The following is a 24551-nucleotide window of genomic DNA, read 5'->3' on the forward strand; positions in this document are numbered from 1 at the left end:
ATTAGGAGCGGGGTGAAGATGATGTTTTATAAAAAAATCTTGAGTGCAGTCTTGGCAGCTTTTGGCCTTAGCTTGACATTCCTTCTGTTGAGCCTTATTTCTGGTGCTGTTAATGGTTATTTGGATTATTGGGATGCATGGATGATGATGCCGGTTTTTCTCTTGGCTGCCGGGGGCTTTATTGTGGCTGTTGGGCTGCCTGTGAGCATCGTCTCCTATTACATAGTGCGCAACAAGGGCAAGAGCAGAAGGCTTCTGAACTTTTCTATTCACGTCTTATCTGCTGCGGTTGCCGGCTTTTTTATTTTTCGGGAGGTTTATGGAATTCTCCTGACTGTTTTCGCAGGGTTTTTATATTTTCTGTTTGATGAATGGCTTTTGTATCACAGTAAGCATGAGCCGGTGAAAGGAACGAAATGGGACACTGCATTTGTTGCACTTGTTCTTGTTTGTATTGGAGTCCCCTTATTTATGGCCATATGGAACAGCGGCAGAGAGGAAGATGACGACTTACCGGACTTGTCCAAACCACCGGTTATATCGGTCGTATGGAATGAGAAAACGCTTGAGTCTATCAAGCCCAAATACTGCAAGGTTGAAGTTAAAGGCTGTACTAAGGAAATGGATCCATATTATACAGACAGCCTGAAAGGTGATGTGCTTGATACCTATTATTCAAACACTTTCACGCTGAGTGCTGCTAACAGAGAAGGAGAACCGGAATTTGAGATCTATTATCTCGAAGGAGAAGAAGTGAAGGAGCTCAGACCAGTGAACGGCGTTTATGTTGTGCCTTTGGGACTGAAAGATCAGGTCATGAAGGGAAATGCCGTTTGGGAGAACGAAATCCTGACATTTGAAGCAACGGTGAATATGATAGAAACGAGTCCGGCTAAATAGCCGGGCTTTTTTCTGTGCGTCAAATGATCTGAAAAGCTGCTGAAATCGTTCCTATTAGGGAATAGTAAAAAAAGGGAGAACCTAATTGATTGTGTTTTAATAAATTGAATTGTATAATGTTTGTATAACTGTTGTACAGGAATTAGGAGGAGTAAACATGGCTAAAAAAATCATAGTCATCGGTGCAGGGCCTGGCGGCTTGGCAGCTGCCATGAATTTAGCGAGTCAGGGGTACCAGGTAGACGTATATGAAAAACAGCCATATGTCGGGGGGCGCAATGCTTCCATTGAACTGGACGGCTTCACGTTTGATATGGGGCCGACCTTTTTGAGCATGATCCATATTGCTGAAGAGATTTTCGCTTCAGCCGGGAGAAACCTTCATGATTATATGGACATGATTGAACTTGAAGAAATGTACGAACTGATTTTTGACGATCAGTCCTTAAAAATGACAAAAAATCCGGAAAAAATGGTCGAGAGATTAGAAGAGTTTTCGCCGGGGGACGGCAAAGGCTATAACAGGTTCATGAACGATACGCGCAGAAAAATGGCGGCATTGACTCCGATTCTGCAAAGCAAAATGGACCGCTTCAGTCATTACTTGAGCTGGAAGGTCATCAAGGCTCTTCCGCAATTGACGGTTACCAAATCACTTTACGATGTTCTATCTCAGTATTTTAAAGACGAACGAGTCAAATATGCCTTTACGTTTCAGTCCAAGTATCTTGGCATGTCACCATGGGAATGTCCAGGCGCATTTTCGATCCTTTCTTTTATGGAGCATGAATATGGCATTTTTCATCCAAGAGGCGGAGTAAACCAGCTGTCAAAAGCAATGGCAGCTGTGCTTAAAGAGCACGGGGGCACGATCCACCTCGGAAAAGGAGTGAAAAAACTGCTGCTCCAAGGCAAGGATGTGAAAGGCGTCATTCTTGAAGACGGAACGACAGCAGCTGCTGATGAAGTCGTCATCAACGGCGATTTCGCCCACGTTATGTCAAATCTCGTTGAACCGGGTACATTAAAGAAATTCTCAAAAGAAAAACTGGAGAAGAAAAAATACTCCTGTTCAACCTTCATGATCTACCTCGGTCTCGATAAAAAATATGATCTGCCTCACCATACAATCGTTTTTTCTGAAGATTATAAGAGAAACGTAGAGGAAATCACGAAAACCCTCAAGCTGTCAGGGGATCCGTCCATCTATATTCAGAATGCGGCTGCAACAGATGATACTCTGGCGCCTGAAGGCAAGTCTGCGCTTTACATACTTGCCCCGGTACCAAACAACTTCAGCAATATTGACTGGGAACAGCATCAGGAAGAGTTCCGGGAACTGGTGTTTGAGACAATTGAACGGAAAACGCAGTTTAAAAACTTGAAAAATCATATTGAAACGGAAAAAATCATTACGCCGAAGAACTGGGAAGAAGACATTCTTGTCTATAAAGGAGCAACCTTTAATTTAGGCCATCAGCTGACACAGATGATGGTGCTCAGACCCCACAACAAATTTGAAGAGCTGAACAACTGCTGGCTTGTCGGAGGAGGAACTCATCCGGGCAGCGGGCTTCCAACCATCCTAGAATCAGCAAGGATCACGACCAATGCCATATTGAACGAAACCAGTCATGCTGTACCAATCAAATCTGAAAAGAAATTGGGGAATGCACTATGAAAATTGCAATAGCGGGCGGCGGCATTGGCGGGCTTATTTCAGCTCTGATGCTCAGGAAAAAAGGATATGAGGTCAGTTTGTTTGAAAAGAGAGACAGACTTGGAGGAAGGCTTGCCTTTACAGAAGAGCAGGGGTACAGGATTGATGAGGGCCCGACAATTGTTCTTTTGCCGGAAATGCTCACATCCATTTTGAATGAAGCAGGAATTAGCCGTGATCAGTACGAATTAATCAATATCAATCCGCTTTATAAACTGCACTTTAAAGACGGGTCTTCGTACACAAAATATAATTCCATTGAACGGCAGATCCAGGAGATAAAGGAGAACTTTCCGGGAAATGAAGAGGGCTTCGTTCAGTTCATGAAAGACATGGAAATCCGCTTCAACCTTGGTAAGGACCAGTTTCTCGAGAAATCCTTTCACGATAAGCGAACGTTCTGGACGCGCAACAACCTGAAAACGCTCGTGCACCTGAAAGCTTATAAATCTGTAAACAACTCGTTAAAAGCCTATTTTCAGGATGAGAGAATCCGGCAGGCCTATTCCCTGCAGACACTTTATATTGGAGGCAATCCGCTTGATTCACCGGCCCTTTATTCGCTCATTTCATTCAGCGAGCACAAGCATGGCATTTATTATCTGAAAGGCGGTTATGCTTCTCTTGTAACGGTTCTTGAAAATGCCCTTCTAAATTCTGGCGTAAAGGTGATGAAAAATGCTAATGTTGAAAGAGTAGTGACAGAGGGCGATCAAGCAGCGGCTTTGATTGTAAACGGAGAAGAAGTCAAGGCGGATGCCTTTGTTTTAAACGGCGATTTTCCAGGCGCATCAAAGATGATTCCAAAGGAGTCAATGCCTGCAAGAAACTATACGGCGTCATCCAGCTGTGTTCTGCTTTACTTCGGACTGGACAAAGTCTACACGGATTCACCTGTGCATCAGTTTTTTATGGGCTCGAATTTTCAGCAGCATATGAAAGAAATCTTTGAAACGAAAGAAGTTCCGTCAGATCCTTCCATCTACGCATTTCATCCTTCTGTAATCGATTCCTCACTTGCACCCGAGGGCCACGGCGTTTTATACGCACTTGTGCCGGTGCCATCAGGCAGCTCGATCAACTGGGGGGAACAGGAAGGTTTTGTTGAAAAGGTTATTGATCAGCTTGAAGAAAGAGGATTTCCCGGTCTCAGAAAGTCAATCCAGTGGAAAAAAGTCAGAACACCGGATGACAAAGAAATGGAAGGACTCTTTCAGGGAGGAAGCTTCGGCATCGCTCCGACTTTGTTCCAATCCGGCGTGTTCAGACCGCAGGTTAAACCATCCAAGCTCACAAACGTTTATGCAGCAGGAGCTTCGATCCACCCCGGAGGCGGGATCCCGATCGTTATGCAGGGGGCGAAGCTGATGGTTTCTGCCATCTTATCCGATCATCAAAACAAAGAGAGGGAAGGAGTGAGTCTGAGTGGTTGATTTAAAACAGGCCTATCAGCAATGTGAAGAAGTCATCCGGCATCATTCTAAAACTTTCTATAAAGCTTTTTCGCTTCTGCCTCCTAAAAAAAGAAAAGCAGTGTGGGCTGTATACGCCTTCTGCAGAATCGTCGATGACATCGTAGACGAGGGAGAGAGGCCAAGTGAAGAGTTAATGGAATTCACGGCTGAATTCGACTCTTTTCTAAGAGGGGATTACTCTAAAGATAATTTCATGTGGGTGGCCCTGCACGATACATTCACCAATTACGATATGGATGTGGAAGCCTTCCGGGACATGATTAAAGGCCAGGGAATGGATCTTGTCAAAATCCGCTATCAGTCTATGGAAGAAGTGCTTGATTATTCGTATCACGTTGCAAGCACAGTCGGCCTCATGCTTTTGCCGGTGCTTGCTCCGAAGAAGACAAACGTTCTTCGCGAAGGGGCTATCGCTCTTGGACTCGGCATGCAGCTGACGAACATCCTCAGGGATATCGGAGAAGATCTCGAACGCGGCCGCATTTACGTCCCTGAAGAGGTAATGGCAAAACATAAAATGACCGAATTTGATCTGCAGCAGCAGAAGGTAACCCCTGAATTTATCAGAGTGTGGGAGCATCTTGCCGCAGAAGCGGAAAAGCATTACGATACAGCGATGCTGACTATGCATGAATATCCTTTGCATTCCCGCGCACCTGTGAAAGCTGCCGGACACTTCTACCGTGCAATCCTTAATAAAATCCGCTTGAATGACTACAATGTGTTCGGTGAGCGGAATTTTGTGTCAAGTGAAGAAAAACATGCGATTCTTTCGCAAATCTGATTTTGAACACAGCTCAGCGCTGCACCGTCTTCATCGGGACGGTGCTTTTTGGCAGTCTGTTAATCTCACTATTTTGATTATTCTAAAATAATGATTGACAGAACCCATTACGCAGTATAAGATTACGTTATTCAATTTAATAGCTTGCTTATCAAGAGTGACTGAGGGAACAGGCCCTGCGACGTCCGGCAACCTCCTTAAATGGAACGGTGCTAAATCCTGCAGAATGTCCTTCATTCTGAAAGATAAGTCGTCATACATACGATTCCTCTTTCTGAATGAAGGAGGAATTTTTTTATTCAATCTAGGGGGAAAAAGACATGAAGAAAATGGTGTTGGCATTATTAGTAGCAGGAGCGGGAATCCTGTCTGCGTGCGGCGCAGAAGAAACAAACGGAGAGAAAAAAGAAATTAAAATCGGCGCATCAGCCGGTCCCTACACAGATATGGTGGAACTGGCTATTAAACCCGGTCTTGAAAAAAAGGGATATGAAGTTGAGGTTGTTCAGTTCAACGATTATATTCAGCCCAATAATGCCCTGGGCAATGATGAACTCGATGCCAACCTGTTTCAGCACAAAATTTACATGGAAACATTTGCTGAGCAAAGCAAACTGGAACTTTCGGAAATTATCACAGTGCCGACGGCTCCAATGGGATTATATTCAGATAAAGTAAAGGACATTGATGAAGTCAAAGAGGGTGCGTCTGTCGCTATTCCGAACGATCCGACGAATGCTGCCAGGGCGCTTCATATTCTGAAGGACGCAGGACTGATTCAGTTAAATGAAGAGGTCAGCCCGCTTCAAGTATCTGAAAAAGATGTGACAGAGAATCCTAAAAAACTGAAGTTCCTTCCGATTGAAGCTGCGCAGCTTCCAAGAGCTGGAGAAGATGCCGACCTATCTGCCGTGCCGGGGAACTTTGCCCTTGCGGCTAAAATGGACCTTGCGGATGCGGTGACTCTGGAGAATATGAATGACGTGCACCGCAATCGTGTTGTGATGAATACAAAAGACGCAGAATCTGAAATCGCTGAGGATATTAAAGACGTTGTTGAATCAGACGAGTTTGAGAAAGCGATAGACAAAGATTTTAAAGGATTTGGAAAGCCAGAGTGGATGGAAGGGAAATGAATAGAGCAGAATGAAAACAGTCCGTTTCGGGCTGTTTTTCTGATGGAAATTATAAAAAATGGGCTGTAAAAAACATTAAAACGTGTTCTGCGTCCAGCTCCACCGCCTAGATCCTCTGTCAGAACAAATCCAGCAAAAAAGTCAAACCCGGACTTTTCTGCCGGATTCTTATCTGCCTATCGGATCTGTTCAAGGCGCTTGCGCTTTTGTTCTTTCTTGAGTAATTCCGCTTCCTCTGAAATAATTGAGTCATAACAGAAAATAACCAAATAAGGATAGAAAAGGAGACAGGATGAAAAAATTAACCAGCGGATGGAACTTTGACAACAGCTACATGCGTCTTCCGTCACTCTTTTTTGCCAGTCAGAAACCGGCTCCGGCAAGTTCTCCTGAGATTGTGCTATTCAATGAAAAACTGGCTGCTTCTCTCGGGCTCGGTGCTGACACATTAAAAAAGGATGCGGACGTTTTTGCAGGAAACCGGATTCCGGACGGTGCAGAGCCGCTTGCACAAGCATACGCAGGTCATCAATTTGGCCATTTTACTATGCTTGGCGACGGCCGGGCAATCCTGATTGGTGAACACCTGACGCCGGATGAAAGACGAATCGATATTCAGCTGAAGGGCGGAGGAAGGACAAAATTCTCCCGGGGAGGCGACGGCCGGGCTGCTCTTGGTCCGATGCTTCGGGAGTACATCATCAGTGAAGCCATGCATGGCCTTGGCATCCCGACGACACGGAGTCTTGCAGTGATCACAACGGGAGACCCTGTCATCCGGGAATCATTTTTGCCTGGTGCGGTTCTGACCCGGATCGCTTCAAGCCACATCAGGGTTGGCACCTTCCAGTATGCGGCTAACTGGGGAAGCATAGAGGATTTAAAGGCGCTTGCTGACTATGCAATTAAGCGGCATGATCCGGAGATTGATGAAAGTGAAAACGCCTATCTGTCTTTTTTAAAGAAAGTGATTGACAGGCAGGCTGACCTCATTGCGAAATGGCAGCTTGCAGGATTTATTCACGGTGTCATGAACACCGACAACATGACAATCAGCGGAGAAACGATCGATTACGGACCATGTGCCTTCATGGACACATATGATCCTGAAACCGTATTCAGCTCCATTGATGTAAACGGTCGCTATGCATACGGCAATCAGCCTTACATCGGCGGCTGGAACCTTGCGAGACTGGCAGAATCACTTTTGCCGCTGCTTCATGAGGATGAGGAAAAGGCGGTTGAGATCGCGCAGGATGCCCTCTCAGCGTACAGTGATTTATATAAGCAGAACTGGCTTAATGGAATGAGGGCAAAATTAGGATTGTTCCATCAGGAAGAAGAGGACGGATCTCTCGTTCAGGAATGGCTGAAGATGATGCAGAAGCATCGTGCGGATTACACAAATTCATTCAGGTCGCTCACGACTGGTTCATACGGGGAATCTGCCCTGTTTCAATCAGAGGAGTTCGGAAAGTGGAACCGTCTTTGGGAAGAGCGGCTGGGCAGGCAGACGCAATCAAAAGAGGATTCGCTGCAGCTGATGAAAAACAGCAACCCCGCAGTCATTGCCCGCAATCACCGGGTAGAAGAGGCGATTGCAGCCGCGGCAGATGGAGATTACAGTGTGACTGAGAAGCTGCTGCGTGTATTGGAAAATCCTTATGCGTACTCCCCGGAACAGGAAGAATACTGCAAGCTTCCTCCGAGTGGCGACCAGCCTTACAAGACTTATTGCGGTACGTGAAATCATAAAGCAGCAATGAGCTAATAAAAAACTGTTTCCCGCATTCAGGGAAACAGTTTTTTAGTTTCTGTACCTCGAAGCAACAGCCTCTCCGACGTTCATTCCGCTCAAGGTTACCATTGGTGAACCTCCTCCGGGATGGGTGCTGCCGCCAACGAAGGAAAGATTGCGGATGTCTTTTGAAAAATTGGAAGGGCGGAGGAAGGCATCCATTTTTCTGTTGGCTGAGATGCCGTAAAGAGCTCCGCGGTATGCTCCGAAGGTGTCAGCGATTTCAAGTGGAGTTATCACTCTTTCGCAGGCAAGTTGACTCCTGATCTCGAGTCCTTTTTCCTCCAGAATATCATAGATCCGTTCCTTGTAGGCTTCTGCATCGGAAGAAAGCTCACCATCTCTTGTAAGAGCGGGGGCATTGACCAGGATGAACAAATTATCTCCTGACGGGGATACGCTTTTATCAGTATACGAGGAATTGCTGATGTAGATGGTCGGATCGCTGCTGTACCGATGCTCTGAAAACAGATCAATAAATTCCTCTTTATAATCCTTTGAGAAAAAGACATTATGATGCAGCAGCTCCCTATGTCTTTTTTTCAGGCCGGCCAAAATAACAAATGCAGAGATGGACGGCTGGTAGCTGTCGCGCTTGGAAACTTTAAATCCCGGACGGTGCTGCTCGTCAACAAATTCAGGATAAGCCTGAAGCAGATCGGCATTCATGATGACCTCATCCGCTTGAAAAGATCGTCCGTCTTCAAGCAGAACAGATGACACCTTCTTATTTTGCACTTGAAGCCTTTTCACCTTTGACCCGAAATGAAACCGCACGCCAAGTTTTTCTGCAGCCGACTTAAATCCTTCTGCAATTTTTACATTCCCTCCTTCTGCGTAAAAAACGCCCTGCACAAGCTCAAGATAAGCAATCATTGAAAACGTGGCAGGGGAGATATACGGAGAGGAACCGATGTATGTTGCATACCGGTCAAATGCCTTGATCAGCTCAGGGTTTTTAAAATATCTGCCGAAAAAGTGATGCATGGACTCGAGCGGCCGGACTTTCAGCAGCGCTGTTCCAAGGGAAGGTGAAAGGTAGTCTGCAAACGACTGAAACATTTTTGGGAAAAAGTGCGTTTCCGACAGTTTGTACAATCTTGTGATTTCTTTTAGAAATTCATCATAATGCTGTGCGGCGAACGGATCGATTTTCTTCAGCTGCTCTTTCATGGCGGCGGAATCGCTTGTAAAATCAAAGACCGTTCCATCACTAAAAACGTTGCGCGTATGAACATCAAGCTTTTTCATGTTCAGAACGTCACTCATCCTCATGCCTGCTTTTGAAAACACTCGGTCAAAAACCTGTGGCATGGTAATCGTATTTGGACCAAAGTCAAAATGATAGTCTAAAAGGGAAACAGGCATCAGCTTTCCGCCTGCATGCCTGTTTTTCTCCACCACATCCACCTGAAAGCCTTCGGCTGCAAGAGTAATGGCCGCTGACAGCCCTCCAAGACCGGCTCCGATAACGACTGCTTTTTTCATAGGGCAACGACCTTTCTTCTACAGCACATTTTCAAAATGGCTTACGTTCTTTTCGATGACCTGATTCCTCAGGAAATCGAGTTCTTTCGTAAACAGCTCCTCAAAACAACTGTTCTTTTCTTTACGGGATATCCCTGTAAGTTCTTTGTATGTAATGGGAGGACAGATGCGGACGAAAAGATCCTGCTTTTTCCGGTCTCCAAAAGAATAGTAAAAAATGACGGGAAGGACCGGAACGTGAGGGTGTTTCTCAAGCAATGAAATGGCCCCGGGCAAAAAGCCGAGAGGGCGCTTCTCGAGATGCATTTCATCCCCCTGCGGGAAAAGACAGACGGACTTGCCCTCATCCAGTTTTCTGCCGGCATACTTAAGAGAAAGCACAATGTCTTTCGGTTTCCCTCGGTTAACAGAAAACGCGCCGAGCTTTCTGAAAAAGGGGAATTCCTTCAGTCCTTTTTCGTGCATCATGATATAGATATCGTGTTTTATTTTTACCTGGTTGCAGTGGAAAAGAAGAAGACCGTCCCACCATGAACTGTGATTCATGCAGATGATAGCCTGATCCGGCAGCTCAGCAGGACCATCGAGGTAAATCCCGTTAAAATGGCGCTTAAACAGCTGCCTGTTATAAAGGAAAAACAACTTTTCAAAGTAAGGCTTTTTGGCAGCTTCAATCATGAGTGAACCTCTTTAAAGAATAATAGTAAACAGCAAGCGCTGCAGCAGTCAGCACAAGGGTGGCCGTAACGGCAAGCCACAGTTTGCTGATCAGCGCCAATAGGATGAACATGGCCTGCATCAGAATGAAAACAAGGACCATCCGGCTGTGCCAAATGCCGCTTTTGTTCATTTCGCTATGTACAAGAAAGTAGATGAAAGCATGCAGAATGAATGCGACAATAAACCATCCAGCAAAATTGGAAAAGGGAATGTTGTAGTAAAAACTTTCTGCCTGCCATACCCAGTATTCTTTAACCTCGTAGGCTACAGGGTCAATGATCAGATCCATCAGAACCGCAAGCAAAGAGCCAGTGAGAACATAGATCAGCACATTTTTCTTATAGGCGATCACTTTGGCAAGTGCATGCGACGAGGCGATCACCATCAGCCATGCAAATCCGATGGCGATGGGAACGCCGATCAGTTTAGGGCCGAAATCCTGCGTGTAGTAGTAGTCGCCAAACAAAATACCGTACTCAACGCCGAGGTGCTCTGCAAAAATGGAGAAAAAGACGATGATTGCAGAAATGGAAAGTCCTTTTGAAGTTCCGTATGAACGGACGAAATAAATGCCTCCGATCAAGCCTGCAGCTATCAGGAACACCACATTTGCCCATTCCAGGGCGGGAGGAAGAATATCAAAGCTTAAAAGAACAACACCGCACGCATACCAGAAAAGGAAAAAATAATAGATGGACTGATCAATTTTCATTTGTGCACCTCTCTCTCTACTCTGATTATAAGAAACCGCAGGAGGATGTACAAGGAAACGCGCTCTGGCCGTGCGCAGAGGGGCTGAACAGATTTTTCTGCACAAAAAAAAGAGCGGCATCACACCGCTCTAAACCACTCTGTTAAGCTGTTGTTTTTTTCTCAGGTTTGCCTTCTTCTAAAGAAGCGAATGATTCAGGGTAGCCGTAGCTGCCGTGCTCACTCATATCAAGACCGATCATTTCTTCTTCTTCTGTCACGCGGATTGTGCCCATGGCCTTTTTCATCACAATCAGGATGACGTAAGACACGATGAACGCATAAGCGGCACATGAGAGAATGCCGATGGCTTGAACGCCCAGCTGTGTGAGGCCTCCGCCGTAGAACAGTCCTGCAAGTCCTCCGTTTCGCTCTGCAAGCTCCGGAGTAGCGAAGAAACCGGTGGATAGTGTACCCCAGACGCCTGCCGCACCGTGAACGGAAAGGGCGAAAATCGGATCATCAATTTTCGCTTTATCAAACAGCTTCATGCTGAAGTAGACAAGAACACCGGCGACAAGTCCGATGACAACGGCTGCCCACGGGGCAACAAATGCACAGGAGGCAGTGATTGCGACAAGTCCGGCAAGAGCGCCATTTAAAGTTGTAGGAATATCAGCTTTTCCGGTCATTACACGGACCGCAATCATCGCTGCGATGGCACCTGCACCAGCTGCAAGCTGCGTGTTTAATGCTACATATCCGAAAAATCCGTCTGATACGCCGAATGTGCTTCCTGCGTTAAATCCGAACCAGCCGACCCAAAGGATTAAAACGCCAAGAGCCGTGTACACCTGGTTATGGCCGAAAAGTTGATTCATTGTGCCGTCTTTAGCGTATTTTCCAAGTCTTGGCTTTAACACAATCGTTGCAGCGAGTGCTGCCATTGCACCAGTTAAATGGACAACTGTAGATCCTGCGAAGTCCTGCTTGCCTAAATCCTTAAGCCAGCCGGCTCCCCAAATCCAGTGGGCAACAACCGGATAGATCAATGCAGAGAACAAGACTGCGAAGATAACATATGCAGACAGTTTAGCGCGTTCTGCAAATCCGCCAAAGGCAATTGTCAGGGCAATCGCTGCAAAGGCGAGCTGGAAAAAGAAATCAACGGAAGTGGTCAGCCCGTCAGTTGCTGGAGAAGCATCTCCGTAAAAGAAGTTTGAAAGACCGATAAACTTGTTGCCATCACCGTAAATGAACCCGTACCCTACTGCCCAGAACACAAGAGAGGCAATTCCAACTGTGAAAATCGTCTTGCCCGCAATATGGCCGGCGTTTTTCATCCGGGTAGATCCCGCTTCAAGAAGAATAAATCCTCCTTGCATGAGCAAAACAAGTATACCCGCAATGACGACCCATAAATTATCCATTAGCACGACAGCATCCATTCCTCAACACACTCCTTTTAATAAAAGATAATAAAGACTGATTTTCATGTTAGGAAATATAACACCTGTTGTTATGTTTATTATCATATGGCAAGAGTATGCAGAAAGCAAGCATTTTTCTGAAAATTATAATAAAAAACAAGGACTAATTTCCTGTGTGTTTTTTGATAGCGGTTACAATTTACGTCACATAAGCTGACGCGAAAAAACATCCGGCGAAACCGCCGGATGTCAGGTTGCTGCTTTTGAATGTAAAACAAATCCTTTATTGATCCAGACTCTGGACTTCCATCTTATAAGCATAAGAATGCCTCTCAGCCATTCATCAGCAATAAAAGCAATCCAGATACCTGCAAGACCCAGCTCAAACTGAATCCCAAGCACATAGGCAAGAGGAACGCTGATTCCCCACATGGACAAAATACCCATATATACAGGGAACTTTACATCTCCTGCGGCTCTCAGCGCACTGATGATGATCAGATTAAAAGCTCTGCCGGGTTCAAGGATAATGGTCAGCAGAAGCAGGACAGCTCCTGTCTGCAGAATCTCGGTGTTATCTGTGAAAATTCCGAACAGGCTGTCAGTAAAGATGCTGAATATGACAGCAATGACGGCCGATGTGCCGATTCCCCAGTACAGCGACTTCATGCATCTGGAGTAAGCCTGATCATATTCTTTAGCTCCTGTCATCTGTCCGATGAGAATCTGATTTCCCTGGCTGATGGCGAGACTGAAGAGGAAGATGAACATCATCAGGTTCTGAGCATACACCTTTGTTGTCAGCGCTTCAGCTCCAAGCATGGTAATAAAAATGGTAATGACAATCTGGGATCCGTTGTAGGCAAGATGCTCGCCTGCGGACGGCACCCCGATCTTCAGCAGATTTTTCAGGTGGGCAGCAGGCAGTTTGAAAACATCCAGCGCCTTCGTTTGGAATGAAATCCGCTTTACAAGGAGATAAGAAATAGCAATCAGTCCCGCAAGCCTTGATACAACAGTCGAAAGGGCAACACCCTCCACTCCAAGAACCGGAATGCCGAATGGACCGAAAATAAACAGATAATTTCCAATGACATTAAGGATATTCATGCCGATTGTGATATACATCGTATCTTTTGTAAATCCGTAGCTCTTAAGCACAGCTCCAATGGTCATGATAAGCGCCTGGAGGAAACAGAGCCCTCCGACCATCTTTAGGTAATAGTCAGCTTCTGCCATCAGGGCAGGCGGGATATTCATCATCATGAGCATGTTTTCGCTGAAAGCAATGACCGCTGCACCGATAATCAGGCCAAGAACCAGATTGGCTGCAATGGATACTTGCGAAATCTCAAGGGCGCTTCTGCTGTTGCCGGCACCGACGTTCTGTGTAATCAGGACGATCGTTCCCGTTGCAACAAAACCGAACATCACGATTAATATGTTCAGAATCTGATTAGCGACTCCGACGGCTGCAACCGAGTTGTCTGAATACTGGCTGAGCATCAGGGTGTCGGCATTTCCCATCAGCATGTGAAGAAACAGCTCAATAAAAATAGGCCAGGTAAGAGCAAATAATGTCAATTTTCGATCTTTCTTCAGTTGAGGCAAAAAACATCCTCCTTCCCAAAAACTTACGTAAAATCATTACTAGTTTACAGATGATCTTCTATAATAAAAAGAGATGATTTCGATCATTTTTGGAAAAATACGACCTGAAGAGAGAGAGCGCCATGTCCTACATCGGTTTTGACATTCCTCCATTTCCAACTTTTATAAAAGGCGGGGATGCGATTTTTAAAAAGGGATCCAAGCACTTTAAGCGCATTTTTACCGTCTTTGATCTGATCTATGTCCAGTCGGGAGAGCTTTACATAACGGAAAACAGCGAACCATTTACAATAAAAGACGGCCAGTTCATCATCTTAACTCCAGGCTTCGAACACTATGGACATAAAAGCTGCAAAGAAGATACAAGAGTCTTTTGGTGCCATTTCAAAATGGAAGGTGCTTTTTCACTGTACAGGGATGGGTATGAAAATTGGGCAGAAATCCAGACGCGTGACGGAGATTTTGTCGTTCCGCCCCAATTTCAATTTAAAATTCCGGCTTTCGGGGAATGCCTGCATCGCGATTTTGTTGAAAAAATCTTTGAAAACATTACTCGCCTTGATCATCAGACGCCTGATTTTCCGCTGAGGCAGCAGATTTATTTTCAGGAAATCGTTCTTCATCTCCAAAAAGAATCACTTAAGATCTCAAGTGCGGCTGAAAAAGTAGTGGAAGACACGCTGCGTTATATCAGGAAACATTACAAAGAAGAAAAGAAGATGGAGGACGTTGCAAAGGAACTTCACTTTCATCCCGATTACATCACAAGATGCATGCAGAAAACAATGGGCGTCACCCCTGTACAGTACTTAACCCAGTACCGGATGGAACAGGCGAAGCGTCTTCTGTCTACTACTGACGATAAAATTTCATTCATTGCAAAAGAGTCCGGCATACAGGATCCCGCCTACTTCACAAAAATATTTAAGCGGCTGGAAGGAGTTTCACCACTTGAATATCGAAAGATAGTATCAAGGAAAAAATAAAACATGTATGAATAAGACCGATAATAGGTCAGGATGATACTGAAGTTCCGGTCTCGGGGATAAGGGCCGTCAAACGGAAGAAACGCTTGCTTGATGGTACCGAACTTGGAGATAAGTCCCATCAAACCAGAAAACCGCTGGCTTGATGGTTCCAATCGCAGAGATAAGTGCCATCAAATCGGAAAACCGCTTGCTTGATGGTTCCGAACTCGGAGATAAGTGCCATCAAACGGGAGAAACGCTGGTTTGATGGTACCGAACTCGGAGATAAGTGCCATCAAATCGGAAAACCCACGGCTTGATGGTTCATAAAAACATAAACCAATGGAGGAATAAACATGCCGACAATTAACGTGCCGGGCCACGGCTCATTTGAAACAGAAATGGGAAAGAAACTTGTTTTAGCACTTGAGGATAATGGAGTGCACATTCTCCACCGCTGCGGCGGGAAAGCGAAATGCACAAGCTGCCGCGTAGAGATTCTCGAAGGTGATTTTGAAGACTTAACAAATACAGAACGAAACGCGTTTGCGGAAAAAGGAGTGGAGGATCATCTGCGCCTTTCCTGCCAGATCCGCGTGAACGGCGATGTCACATGCAGGCCGATTATGACGGTTGAAAGCAGAGGCATTGATGCGGGGCCAAGGCCGGAAGAATGAAAATTGTAAAACACGTCGGATAACATTTCCCGACGTGTTTTTTTTTGAGCATTATGCTGAAAAAATATTAATGACCCTTCAGTGCTGCTGCCTTGGTGTGAAGGTCACAAAAGCAGTGAGATATAACCCTTCAGCAGAGCTTGTCCGCCGTGAAAGGTCAATAAGCATAAGGATATGACCCTTCATCAGACCTGGTCCTTTTTGAAAGGTCAATAAGCGGAAGGATAAGACCCTTCATCAGAGCTGGTCCGCCGTGAAAGGTCAATAAGCGGAAGGATAAGACCCTTTATCAAAGCTGGTCCGCCGTGAAAGGTCAATAAGCGGAAGGATAAGACCCTTTATCAAAGCTGGTCCGCCGTGAAAGGTCAATAAGCGGAAGGATAAGACCCTTTACCAAAGCTGATCCGCCGTGAAAGGTCACTAACCGAAACGATATAACCCTTCATCAAAGCAATCCCCAAATAAAACAACCAAAAAAAGGCACCCCATAAAACGAGGCACCTTCATTCCCTACTCCTGAACCAAATAAAACGCCATCTCATAAGGAGGCACTGTCACGGTCAGTTTCTCTGCATGTGCTGCAAATTCTTTTCCGGTGAGCAAGTCTGTCAGCTTCGTGTCTTCGAGGCTGAATGGAAGAGTGGCTGAGAGTTCTTTGTCTGAATTGTTCAGGACGGCTATCATTTTTTGGCTGCTGTTCTGTTTTGTGAAAATGACATGGTTTGTCTCATCGTTTGCTTCAATAAAAGTGATGTCGCCGCCGTTTCCGAATACAGGGTATTTTTTGCGCAGGCTGATCAGTTTTTTGACATAGGTGAACAGTTCGCGGTCCTGCTTGTCCTCTTCCCAGATCATGCACTTGCGGCAGCCCGGGTCCTGTTCTCCGTCCATGCCGATTTCATCTCCGTAGTAAATGCACGGTGTGCCGATGAAGCTTAGTTGATAGGCAAATAGCAGTTTCAGTTTTTCTTTGGACCCGCCTGATGTTGTTAATATTCTTGGCGTATCGTGGCTGCCAAGAAGGTTGAAGGCGACCTCGTTCACGTTTTTAGGATAAGAGTGGAGGACGCTTTCCATGATGTGAACAAATTCTTCCGCTTTTACTTTGTTATTAGCGATAAAGTTCATCGTTCCGGTTGTGAAGGGGTAATTCATGACGGCATCAAACTGATCACCCTGAAGCCAAGGCATAGAGTCGTGCCAGATTTCACCCAGTATGTAGACATCTTCTTTTTCAGCTCTCACAGCCTGCCTGAACTCTCTCCAGAATGCATGGTCCACTTCGTTCGCAACATCGAGGCGCCAGCCGTCAATATCGAACTCCCTCACCCAGTAGCGGCCCACTTCCAGCAGATAGCTGCGTACGTCTGGATGCTCGGTGTTCAGCTTAGGCATGCTTTCTACAAAGGCGAAAGCGTCATAGTTTATAGTGTCGTCTTCATTTTTAAGAGGGAACTTTCGGATGTGAAACCAGTCTTTATAAGAAGATTTCTCACCATGCTCAAGAACGTCCTGAAACTGCGGGAAATAGTAGCCGCTGTGATTGAAAACAGCATCAAGCATCACTTTAATGCCGTTATCATGACACGTTCTGACAAGGCGCTTAAAGGTTTCTTTATCACCGAATTGCGGGTCAAGCTCCATGTAGTCGATCGTGTCGTATTTATGGTTTGAATACGCTTTAAAAACAGGGGTGAAATAAATGCCGCTGATGCCAAGCTCCTTCAGGTATCCGATGTTCTGGATGACTCCTTCAAAATCACCACCGAAGAAATTGCCGCTTGTCGGTTCTATGCTTCCCCATTCCAGGGTGCCTTCTGGATTAATAGAAGAATCTCCGTTGGCAAAGCGTTCCGGGAAAATCTGATACCAGACTGTATCCTTCACCCACTCAGGTGCATGGAAGACGTCCGCTTTATTTAAGAAAGGGAAGGCGAAGTACGGAGCTGTATCGTCCGAGACAACATCTTTAATAAATCCTTTCTCCGTATAAATCCATTTTTCATCTCCTGAAGTCAGCTCAAATCCGTATCGCATTCTTCTGTATTCCGGTTCAACTGCTGTAAACCAGTAGTTAAACAGCTCATCCGATCCGCTTTTCTTCATTTCATTTTGCTTAAACGTCCAGCCGTCTTTGCTCCATTCATATGGATCGCCATGCACGAGGCTGACGGTTTCGACATCATTCTTCTTTGTGCGCAGTCTGATGTGCAGTGTTTTTTCATCATATGCATAGGCATATTGATTTTTAGGGCGGTGATATACAGCTTCTTTTAACAAGACATTCACTCTCTTTCTGCGGGCCGTTTTGCAGCGGGGCACAGTATTGTAGGATGCGTGACTATCATCCCATCCTTTTGTGCACCGTCTATAGCCAAATAATAGATTTCTTTTCTATTATAAGGCAATGGGAAAACGTTTGCATTTATTTTAAAAAGGTGTTGACTTTTAATTCTTGCAAACTTAAAATAAAAATTAGTTAGTAGGGAAAACGTTTGCACAAACCTTGGCAGAAACGGCTGAATGATAGAAATGAAAGCCTTTTTTTAAGAGGGTAATAGGAAGCGTTTTCACTGCAAAGCTATGAGACTTTGGTTTCAGTTGTGCTGAACGTCCTCTGGGCACTAAGTACAATGAAATAGATTACAACAAAATAAAAGGTGGGGAAATTATGAGAAAGTTTTTATCACTTACTCTCATTGCTTTGCTTGTATTCGTCATGGCAGCATGCAGCAAGCCTGGCAGCTCAGAGCCGGCAAAGACAGAAGGCGGCGACAAAGAGGGAGACAAAAAGACAGAAGAAGCAGTAGATTTAACTCCGGAGGAAGGCGCTAAGCTTGTACTTTGGGATAATGCAGATTCAGAAGCTGCATGGGCAACTATGGTAGCAGAAGAATTCACGAAAAAATACGACATTCCGGTTGAAGTGCAGGAAGTTAACCACGTTGACGCTGCCGGCAAACTTGAAGTAGACGGTCCTGCTGGACTTGGCGCAGACGTATTCCACGCACCTCACGATCACGTAGGAAACATGGTTAAAGCGGGTCTTATTTATGAAAACGTTTTAGCTGATGAATATAAAGAAAGCTTCCTTCCAGCTGCAATCAGCGGAACATCTTACACAGATGAAAACGGTGATTCTAAGCTTTACGGATTCCCGATGGCTATTGAAACATATGCACTTTACTACAACAAAGATTTAGTAGACAAGCCTGCAGAAACATTTGACGAAATTTTCGAACAGTCTAAAGGCTTTGCTGGAGACGGCAAATACGGCTTCATGATGGAGCCTGCAAACTTCTACTTTGCACATGCATTCTTCGCTGGCTACGGCGGCTACATTTTCGGCAGCGACAACACAGATGCAGCTGATCTTGGAGTGAACAACGAAGGCGCTGTTAAGTCTGGTGAATTCATGCAAAAAATGAACAAAGAACTTCTTCCGCTTAAAAAAGAAGACATTACTGGCGACTTGATCAGTTCTTTCTTTAACGATAACAACTTAATGTACCGCATCTCTGGTCCATGGGATATTAAAAACCATGAAGAAGCAGGCATCAACTTCGGTATTGCTCCGCTTCCTAAATTAGATAACGGCGAAACACCAAAAAGTTTCTCTGGAATCAAAGCTTACTATGTAAACTCTTATTCTAAATATCCAAAAGCAGCAACTCTTCTTGCACAATTTGCAACTAGCAAAGAAATGCTTGAAAAACGCTTTGAAATGACAGGACAGCTTCCTCCTCAAACAGAATTGATTGAAAGCGACGCTATCCAAAACGACGAAATTGCTTCAGCTTTCCTTGAGCAGGCTGAATCAGCACTTCCAATGCCGAACATCCCTGAAATGCAATCAGTTTGGGGCCCGATGGAAACGGCTTATACAACAATGTGGAACGATGGAACTGAACCTAAAAAGGCACTTGACGCTGCACGTCAGCAAATTGAGGATGCTATCTCTTCACAAACGAAGTAATAGTCAGTCTGAGCCGATACCTATGGTATTGGCTCAACTTTTATCCTTTATTGGCAGGCAGCAGCCTCTACCTCTATGCCCTGAACATGCATGAGAAAGAGGTGGGGGTCAACTGCCCGTAAATGGGGACAGCAAAGGGACAATGGGGATTTTTCGAAGAAGTTTTCTCAATAAACATGATTTTCATACAACGTGAGGAGGCCTGGCATAATGCGCGGACCAGCAAGAATAGGTGCATTACTATCGTTTTTATTAATGGGGCTTGGACAGATTTACCACCGTCAATATTTAAAGGGTATTCTTTTTATCCTTTTGGAAGTTTATCTTCTCGTTTTTTGGTCACTGCCTTTCAGATATGCAATGTGGGGTCTGACAACTCTAGGAGACACACCTCAATCAAGAAATGGATTCCAAGTAGTTCAGGGCGATCACTCAATCTTCCTGATGATCGAAGGAATTATCTTCTTAATTTCATTCATTTTGTTCTTGTGGGTTTACTACCTGAACGTGCGCGATGCCTATAAAGTCGGTCAAGCACGCGAACGCGGCATCAAGCCGAACACAACTAAGCAAACGCTTGCCAACGTATGGGAGAACGGATTCCCTTACATCCTGTTAACACCTTCTATTCTATTTACAATGTTCCTTACCATTCTTCCGCTTCTATTCGGAGTAATGATTGCTTTTACAAACTACTCAGGTCCAAACCACTTGCCGCCGAAGGCGCTTGTAGACTGGGTAGGATTTGATACATTCCTGAATCTTTTCCAGCTGAAAACATGGAGCACGACGTTCTACGGAGTATTCGGATGGACGGTTCTGTGGGCGATTCTTTCAACAGCGACAACGTTCTTCCTAGGCTTAATCTTTGCTGTATTCATCAACCATAAAGGAATCAAACTTAAGCGCTTATGGCGCTCCATCTACATTCTGCCATGGGCTATCCCGCAGTTTGTCAGCATTTTGATTATGAGAAACATCTTCAACGGAGAATTCGGTCCGCTGAACCAGTACTTAAGAGCGCTTGGTCTTGAAGCAATTCCATGGCTTTCTGATCCGATGTGGGCAAAAGTGACGCTTGTCACAGTTAACATGTGGTTTGGATTCCCGTTCTGGATGGTTCTGATGAGCGGTGTTATGACCACGATTGATAAAGAAATGTTTGAGGCAGCAGATGTTGACGGAGCAACTCCTTGGAGCAAGTTCTGGAAAATCACAATGCCGATTGTTATGTTCTCAACGGCTCCTCTTCTCATCATGAGCTTTGCAGGGAACTTCAATAACTTCAACATTATCTATCTATTAACGCAAGGTAACCCTGTAAACGTTGAATACAGCTATGCCGGCTCTACAGATATCCTGATCAGCTGGATTTACAAAATGACGCTTGAGCAGAGCCAGTTTGCTACAGCTTCGGTTGTATCCATCCTCATCTTTATCGTAGTAGCAACTCTTTCTATCTGGAACTTCAGAAAAACAAAAGCCTTCAAGGAAGAGGATATGATGTCATGATGAACAAAAAACTAACTGATAAACTCGTCGTAGGCGTTATATATGCCATTTTAATTCTAACAGCTATTGCAGTGCTGTATCCTGTGTATTTCATTATTATCGGGTCACTGAATCCAGGGGATTCTCTTTTCAAAACAAAGCTTATTCCAGAGGCGCTTACACTGGATCATTACCGCTATCTGTTTGAAGAGACAAAGTATCTGACATGGTATAAAAACACATTTAAAATTGCCTTTTTCAACATGCTCATCTCAACATTCCTTGTTGTAACGGCAGCATACGCATTTTCCCGTTTCCGTTTTCCGGGACGCAAGCAGGGTCTTATGGCCATGCTCGTTCTGCAGATGTTCCCAAGCTTCATGGGGATGATCGCCATTTACATTCTTCTGCTTCAAATTGGCCTATTGGACAATCACTGGGGTCTGATTCTTGTATACGCAGGCGGATCCATTCCGTTCGGCGCTTGGCTTGTTAAAGGATATTTTGACGGTCTGCCAAGAAGTCTTGAAGAAGCAGCAAAGATTGACGGAGCGAGCCATACAACGATTTTCTTTAAAATCATGATGCCGCTTTCTAAACCGATCCTTGTTTTTATCGCTGTAAATAACTTTATCGGTCCATGGATGGACTTCATCTTTGCCCGATTGATTCTTCGTTCAAATGAAAACAAAACACTTGCTGTCGGATTGTTTGAATTTGTTACAGGAAGAACGAGCACGCAGTTCACAACATTTGCAGCAGGAGCTGTTCTTGTAGCCGTTCCAATTACGATTTTGTTCCTGATCTTCCAGAAGTACATTGTTGAAGGACTGACAGCGGGAGCGAATAAAGGATAAGCAAGAGAACGATTTCATATTGAAATCGCCTTAACAGTTTAATAGTCTTATGTGTAAAGCTGTCCGGTTCCGGGCAGCTATTACACAGTAAGGGGGGCAGAGGGATGTTTAAACGGTTTATAAAAGGACTAGTCATCCCTTTTTTCCTTCTTTCAGGTTTTCCGGCTGTGCATGCCGGAGCAGAGAAGAAGGAGGAAAATCGTTCTTGGCAGGACGAAAGCATGTATTTTATCATGGTGGACCGCTTCCATAACGGCGACTCGTCCAATGATTTTGAAGCAGATCCGAAAAATCCGAAAGCCTATCACGGAGGGGACCTGAAAGGAATCACCGACAAGCTTGATTACATTCAGGACATGGGCTTTACGTCCATCTGGCTGACTCCTGTTTTTGATAACGAAGAAGGCGGATATCATGGCTACTGGATACGCGATTTCAAGAACGTTGATGAAAACTTTGGGACACTTGAAGATTTTAAGACTCTAGTCAAAGAAGCGCATAAGCGCGACATGAAAGTGATGCTTGACTTTGTTGTCAATCATACCGGCTACAAACACCCGTGGGTGAATGATCCGGACAAAAAAGACTGGTTTCACGAAAAAAAGGACATTGCCAACTGGCAAAACCAAGAGGAAGTAGAAAATGGCTGGCTTTTCGGTCTGCCTGATCTGAATACGGAAAATCCCGAAACGAAAGCGTTTCTGATTGATGCTGCAAAATGGTGGATTACAGAAACTGATATTGACGGGTACCGCCTTGATACAGTGCGCCACGTCCCGAAAGCATTCTGGGAAGAGTTTTCCAAAGAAGTGAAATCAGTAAAGAGCGACTTCTTTTTAATGGGAGAGGTTTGGGATAAAGATCCGCAGTATGTTGCGGGATATACAGAAGCAGGACTTGATTCGGTTGTAGACTATCCTTTCTTTGAGGATGCTTCCAAAGTGTTCTCCAATACAGGGGGCACTGCCGGAATGCTTGCCAATGTGTTTAAAAGAAATCAGATTCTGTACAAGGATCCATTTGTTTTAGGCAATTTTATTGATAATCATGATAACGAACGATTTACTAGAAAAGCACTCGTCAATAAACAGAATCCGGTTACCCGCATTAAAATGGCGCTGACCTATATGTATGCAGCACCGGGTATGCCAATTGTGTATTACGGAACTGAAATTGCGATGGACGGGGGCAATGATCCGGATAATCGCAGAATGATGAATTTCCGTGCAAATGATGAATTGATTAAATATGTTTCAAAGCTTGGAAAGATCCGAAATGAATTTCCTTCTCTCAGAAGAGGAGAGATGGAAGTGCTGTTTGATGAAAAGGGCATGACCATTTTCAAGCGGACATACGAAGGTGAAACAACGGTGGTTGCCGTAAACAATACCGAAGAATCAAGAACGGCTGTTGTTCCGGCTGATGCTCTCGCTGAAAATAAAGAACTGAACGGGCTTTTAACCGGGGACAGGACTGAAGAGAAAAATGAAGAGTACGAATTTATTCTCGACAGAGAGACTGCGGAAATCTATGAGACTGTTGAAAAAACAGGTCCTAATATTCCTCTGATCAGTGTCTTTATTGCCGTTCCTGTATTATTTGCAGGATTTTTGTACCGGAACAGAAGGAAGCGAACATAAGGGAAATGCTTTTCCCTTTTTGCAGATTATGAGTGAATGCGGTTACAATAGCATTCGCAGATGATTATTTGCCGGAGCCTGAAAGCTCCGATCATGCCAGTAAGAGAGGGATGGGATTGTGGCAACAATTAAAGATGTCGCAAAGTTAGCAAATGTAGCTCCATCAACAGTTTCCAGAGTGATTGCTAATAACCCGCGTATAAGTGAAAAAACAAAAGAAAGAGTAAGAGAGGCGATGAGTGAGCTTGGGTATCATCCTAATTTCATTGCCAGAAGTCTTGCCAATCAGTCAACCCAGGCAATCGGCATCGTGATTCCGGGTTCTGCTGACAAAGCGTTCTTAAATCCATTCTTTCCTGAAGTTATCCGCGGCATAAGCAAAGGAGCCCATCAAAAACATTATGCTCTGCATATGTCGACGGGTGAAACGGACGCTGAAATTATGGAGGGCGTCGTGCAAATGGTTGAAGGGAAACGGGTAGACGGCATCATTCTCCTGTATTCTCAAGTAGACGATAAGCTGACTAAATATCTTCTGAGAAAAAAATTCCCGTTTGTCATTGTCGGAAAGCCATTTAAAGATGTCGAGCACATTACACATGTAGACAATGATAACTACCGTGCAGCAAAAGAAGTGACGGAACATCTGATCGAGCTTGGTCATGAGCGTGTGGCGTTCATCGGGGGAAATCTCAAGCTTGTCGTAACAGTCGAGCGCCTTTTGGGATATGAAAAAGCTATACGAAACGCGGGCCTTGTTTACCGTGATGATTACATCATTCACGCACAGTTTTTAAAAGAGGGCGGGCAGGCAGCCGTTCAGGAACTGTTTAACCTGGATGAGCCTCCAACAGCTCTTGTCGTGGCAGACGACCTGATGGCGCTCGGCGTGCTGAATACTCTTGATGATATGGGCATTAACGTTCCGAATGATGTATCTGTCGTCTCATTCAACAATGTTATGCTTTCTGAAGTGTCAAGACCGCCTCTTACAACCGTTGATATCAATATCTTTCAATTAGGCTATGAAGCTTCCAAGCATGTCATTCAGCTGGTGGAAGATCCGATGGACCCGATCAAGCGGATCATCATTCCGCATAAGCTGATGAAGCGTCAATCATGCAGAGAATACGTTTCTGCCCAGAAAACAACGACAATCTAAACAAAAACGGCCTTCAGGGCCGTTTTTG

The 24551-nt window shown here is 44.9% G+C and carries 19 protein-coding genes and 1 riboswitch; of the genes, 13 read left to right on the forward strand and 6 right to left on the reverse strand.

Annotation, left to right across the window (positions count from 1 at the left end; translation table 11 throughout):
- Positions 1-18: 18 nt before the first annotated feature.
- The 6 genes from AZ46_RS20745 to AZ46_RS20775 all read left to right on the forward strand — a co-directional run bounded on the left by AZ46_RS20745 (position 19) and on the right by AZ46_RS20775 (position 7762).
- On the forward strand, positions 19-900 hold the full coding sequence (locus tag AZ46_RS20745) for a hypothetical protein (RefSeq protein ID WP_029283805.1): 882 nt from the start codon (positions 19-21) through the stop codon (positions 898-900).
- A gap of 157 nt (positions 901-1057) precedes the next feature.
- A complete protein-coding gene (locus AZ46_RS20750) occupies positions 1058-2581 on the forward strand; it encodes a phytoene desaturase family protein (protein ID WP_029283807.1) in 1524 nt (507 codons plus the stop codon).
- The gene (locus AZ46_RS20755) at positions 2578-4053 is read left to right on the forward strand and encodes a phytoene desaturase family protein (RefSeq protein WP_029283808.1); all 1476 of its coding nucleotides are present in this window, start codon (positions 2578-2580) and stop codon (positions 4051-4053) included. The genes AZ46_RS20750 and AZ46_RS20755 overlap by 4 nt, the downstream gene beginning before the upstream one ends.
- Positions 4046-4879: a phytoene/squalene synthase family protein gene (locus AZ46_RS20760; protein WP_029283810.1), complete on the forward strand. Its 834-nt coding sequence runs from the start codon at positions 4046-4048 to the stop codon at positions 4877-4879. Before AZ46_RS20755 ends, AZ46_RS20760 begins: the two co-directional genes overlap by 8 nt.
- 145 nt (positions 4880-5024) lie before the next feature.
- A riboswitch (SAM riboswitch) is annotated at positions 5025-5131 on the forward strand.
- Between the two features lie 68 nt (positions 5132-5199).
- On the forward strand, positions 5200-6015 hold the full coding sequence (locus tag AZ46_RS20770) for a MetQ/NlpA family ABC transporter substrate-binding protein (RefSeq protein ID WP_029283814.1): 816 nt from the start codon (positions 5200-5202) through the stop codon (positions 6013-6015).
- Positions 6016-6307: 292 nt separating this feature from the next.
- Positions 6308-7762, forward strand: coding sequence for a protein adenylyltransferase SelO (locus AZ46_RS20775; RefSeq protein WP_029283816.1), 1455 nt, complete (start codon positions 6308-6310; stop codon positions 7760-7762).
- Between the two features lie 60 nt (positions 7763-7822).
- Here AZ46_RS20775 and AZ46_RS20780 read toward each other — a convergent pair whose 3' ends face one another.
- From AZ46_RS20780 to AZ46_RS20800, 5 genes are all read right to left on the reverse strand, one after another.
- Complete coding sequence (locus AZ46_RS20780; protein ID WP_029283818.1) at positions 7823-9301, reverse strand: phytoene desaturase family protein; 1479 nt, start codon at positions 9299-9301, stop codon at positions 7823-7825.
- An 18-nt stretch (positions 9302-9319) separates the two neighbouring features.
- Positions 9320-9979 carry a lysophospholipid acyltransferase family protein gene (locus tag AZ46_RS20785; RefSeq protein ID WP_029283820.1) on the reverse strand — a complete coding sequence of 220 codons (660 nt, stop codon included), beginning with the start codon at positions 9977-9979 and terminating at the stop codon, positions 9320-9322.
- On the reverse strand, positions 9972-10733 hold the full coding sequence (locus AZ46_RS20790) for a carotenoid biosynthesis protein (RefSeq protein WP_029283822.1): 762 nt from the start codon (positions 10731-10733) through the stop codon (positions 9972-9974). Before AZ46_RS20790 ends, AZ46_RS20785 begins: the two co-directional genes overlap by 8 nt.
- Before the next feature lie 142 nt (positions 10734-10875).
- Positions 10876-12159: an ammonium transporter gene (locus AZ46_RS20795; RefSeq protein WP_029283824.1), complete on the reverse strand. Its 1284-nt coding sequence runs from the start codon at positions 12157-12159 to the stop codon at positions 10876-10878.
- 231 nt (positions 12160-12390) lie between these two features.
- On the reverse strand, positions 12391-13743 hold the full coding sequence (locus AZ46_RS20800) for an MATE family efflux transporter (RefSeq protein ID WP_029283826.1): 1353 nt from the start codon (positions 13741-13743) through the stop codon (positions 12391-12393).
- A gap of 131 nt (positions 13744-13874) precedes the next feature.
- Here AZ46_RS20800 and AZ46_RS20805 point away from each other — a divergent pair, with 131 nt between their 5' ends.
- Together AZ46_RS20805 and AZ46_RS20810 are read left to right on the forward strand one after the other, a co-directional pair.
- Positions 13875-14738 carry a helix-turn-helix domain-containing protein gene (locus tag AZ46_RS20805; protein WP_029283828.1) on the forward strand — a complete coding sequence of 288 codons (864 nt, stop codon included), beginning with the start codon at positions 13875-13877 and terminating at the stop codon, positions 14736-14738.
- 338 nt (positions 14739-15076) lie between these two features.
- Complete coding sequence (locus tag AZ46_RS20810) at positions 15077-15397, forward strand: 2Fe-2S iron-sulfur cluster-binding protein (RefSeq protein WP_029283830.1); 321 nt, start codon at positions 15077-15079, stop codon at positions 15395-15397.
- Positions 15398-15907: 510 nt separating this feature from the next.
- Here AZ46_RS20810 and AZ46_RS20815 read toward each other — a convergent pair.
- Positions 15908-17677, reverse strand: coding sequence for an alpha-glycosidase (locus AZ46_RS20815; RefSeq protein ID WP_029283832.1), 1770 nt, complete (start codon positions 17675-17677; stop codon positions 15908-15910).
- Between the two features lie 391 nt (positions 17678-18068).
- On the opposite strand from AZ46_RS20815, the gene AZ46_RS20820 reads away from it, so the two are divergent.
- From AZ46_RS20820 to AZ46_RS20840, 5 genes are all read left to right on the forward strand, one after another.
- Entirely contained in the window at positions 18069-19373 is a 1305-nt protein-coding gene (locus AZ46_RS20820; RefSeq protein ID WP_029283834.1) for a sugar ABC transporter substrate-binding protein, read from the forward strand.
- Between the two features lie 210 nt (positions 19374-19583).
- Positions 19584-20885 carry a carbohydrate ABC transporter permease gene (locus AZ46_RS20825; protein WP_029283836.1) on the forward strand — a complete coding sequence of 434 codons (1302 nt, stop codon included), beginning with the start codon at positions 19584-19586 and terminating at the stop codon, positions 20883-20885.
- Positions 20885-21721, forward strand: coding sequence for a sugar ABC transporter permease (locus AZ46_RS20830; RefSeq protein WP_029283838.1), 837 nt, complete (start codon positions 20885-20887; stop codon positions 21719-21721). Before AZ46_RS20825 ends, AZ46_RS20830 begins: the two co-directional genes overlap by 1 nt.
- Positions 21722-21825: 104 nt before the next feature.
- Complete coding sequence (locus AZ46_RS20835) at positions 21826-23361, forward strand: alpha-amylase family glycosyl hydrolase (RefSeq protein ID WP_029283839.1); 1536 nt, start codon at positions 21826-21828, stop codon at positions 23359-23361.
- Between the two features lie 115 nt (positions 23362-23476).
- Positions 23477-24523: a LacI family DNA-binding transcriptional regulator gene (locus AZ46_RS20840; protein ID WP_029283841.1), complete on the forward strand. Its 1047-nt coding sequence runs from the start codon at positions 23477-23479 to the stop codon at positions 24521-24523.
- Positions 24524-24551 lie beyond the last annotated feature (28 nt).

Origin of the sequence: Metabacillus indicus LMG 22858 (assembly GCF_000708755.2) — a bacterium.
Classification (GTDB): domain Bacteria; phylum Bacillota; class Bacilli; order Bacillales; family Bacillaceae; genus Bacillus_P; species Bacillus_P indicus.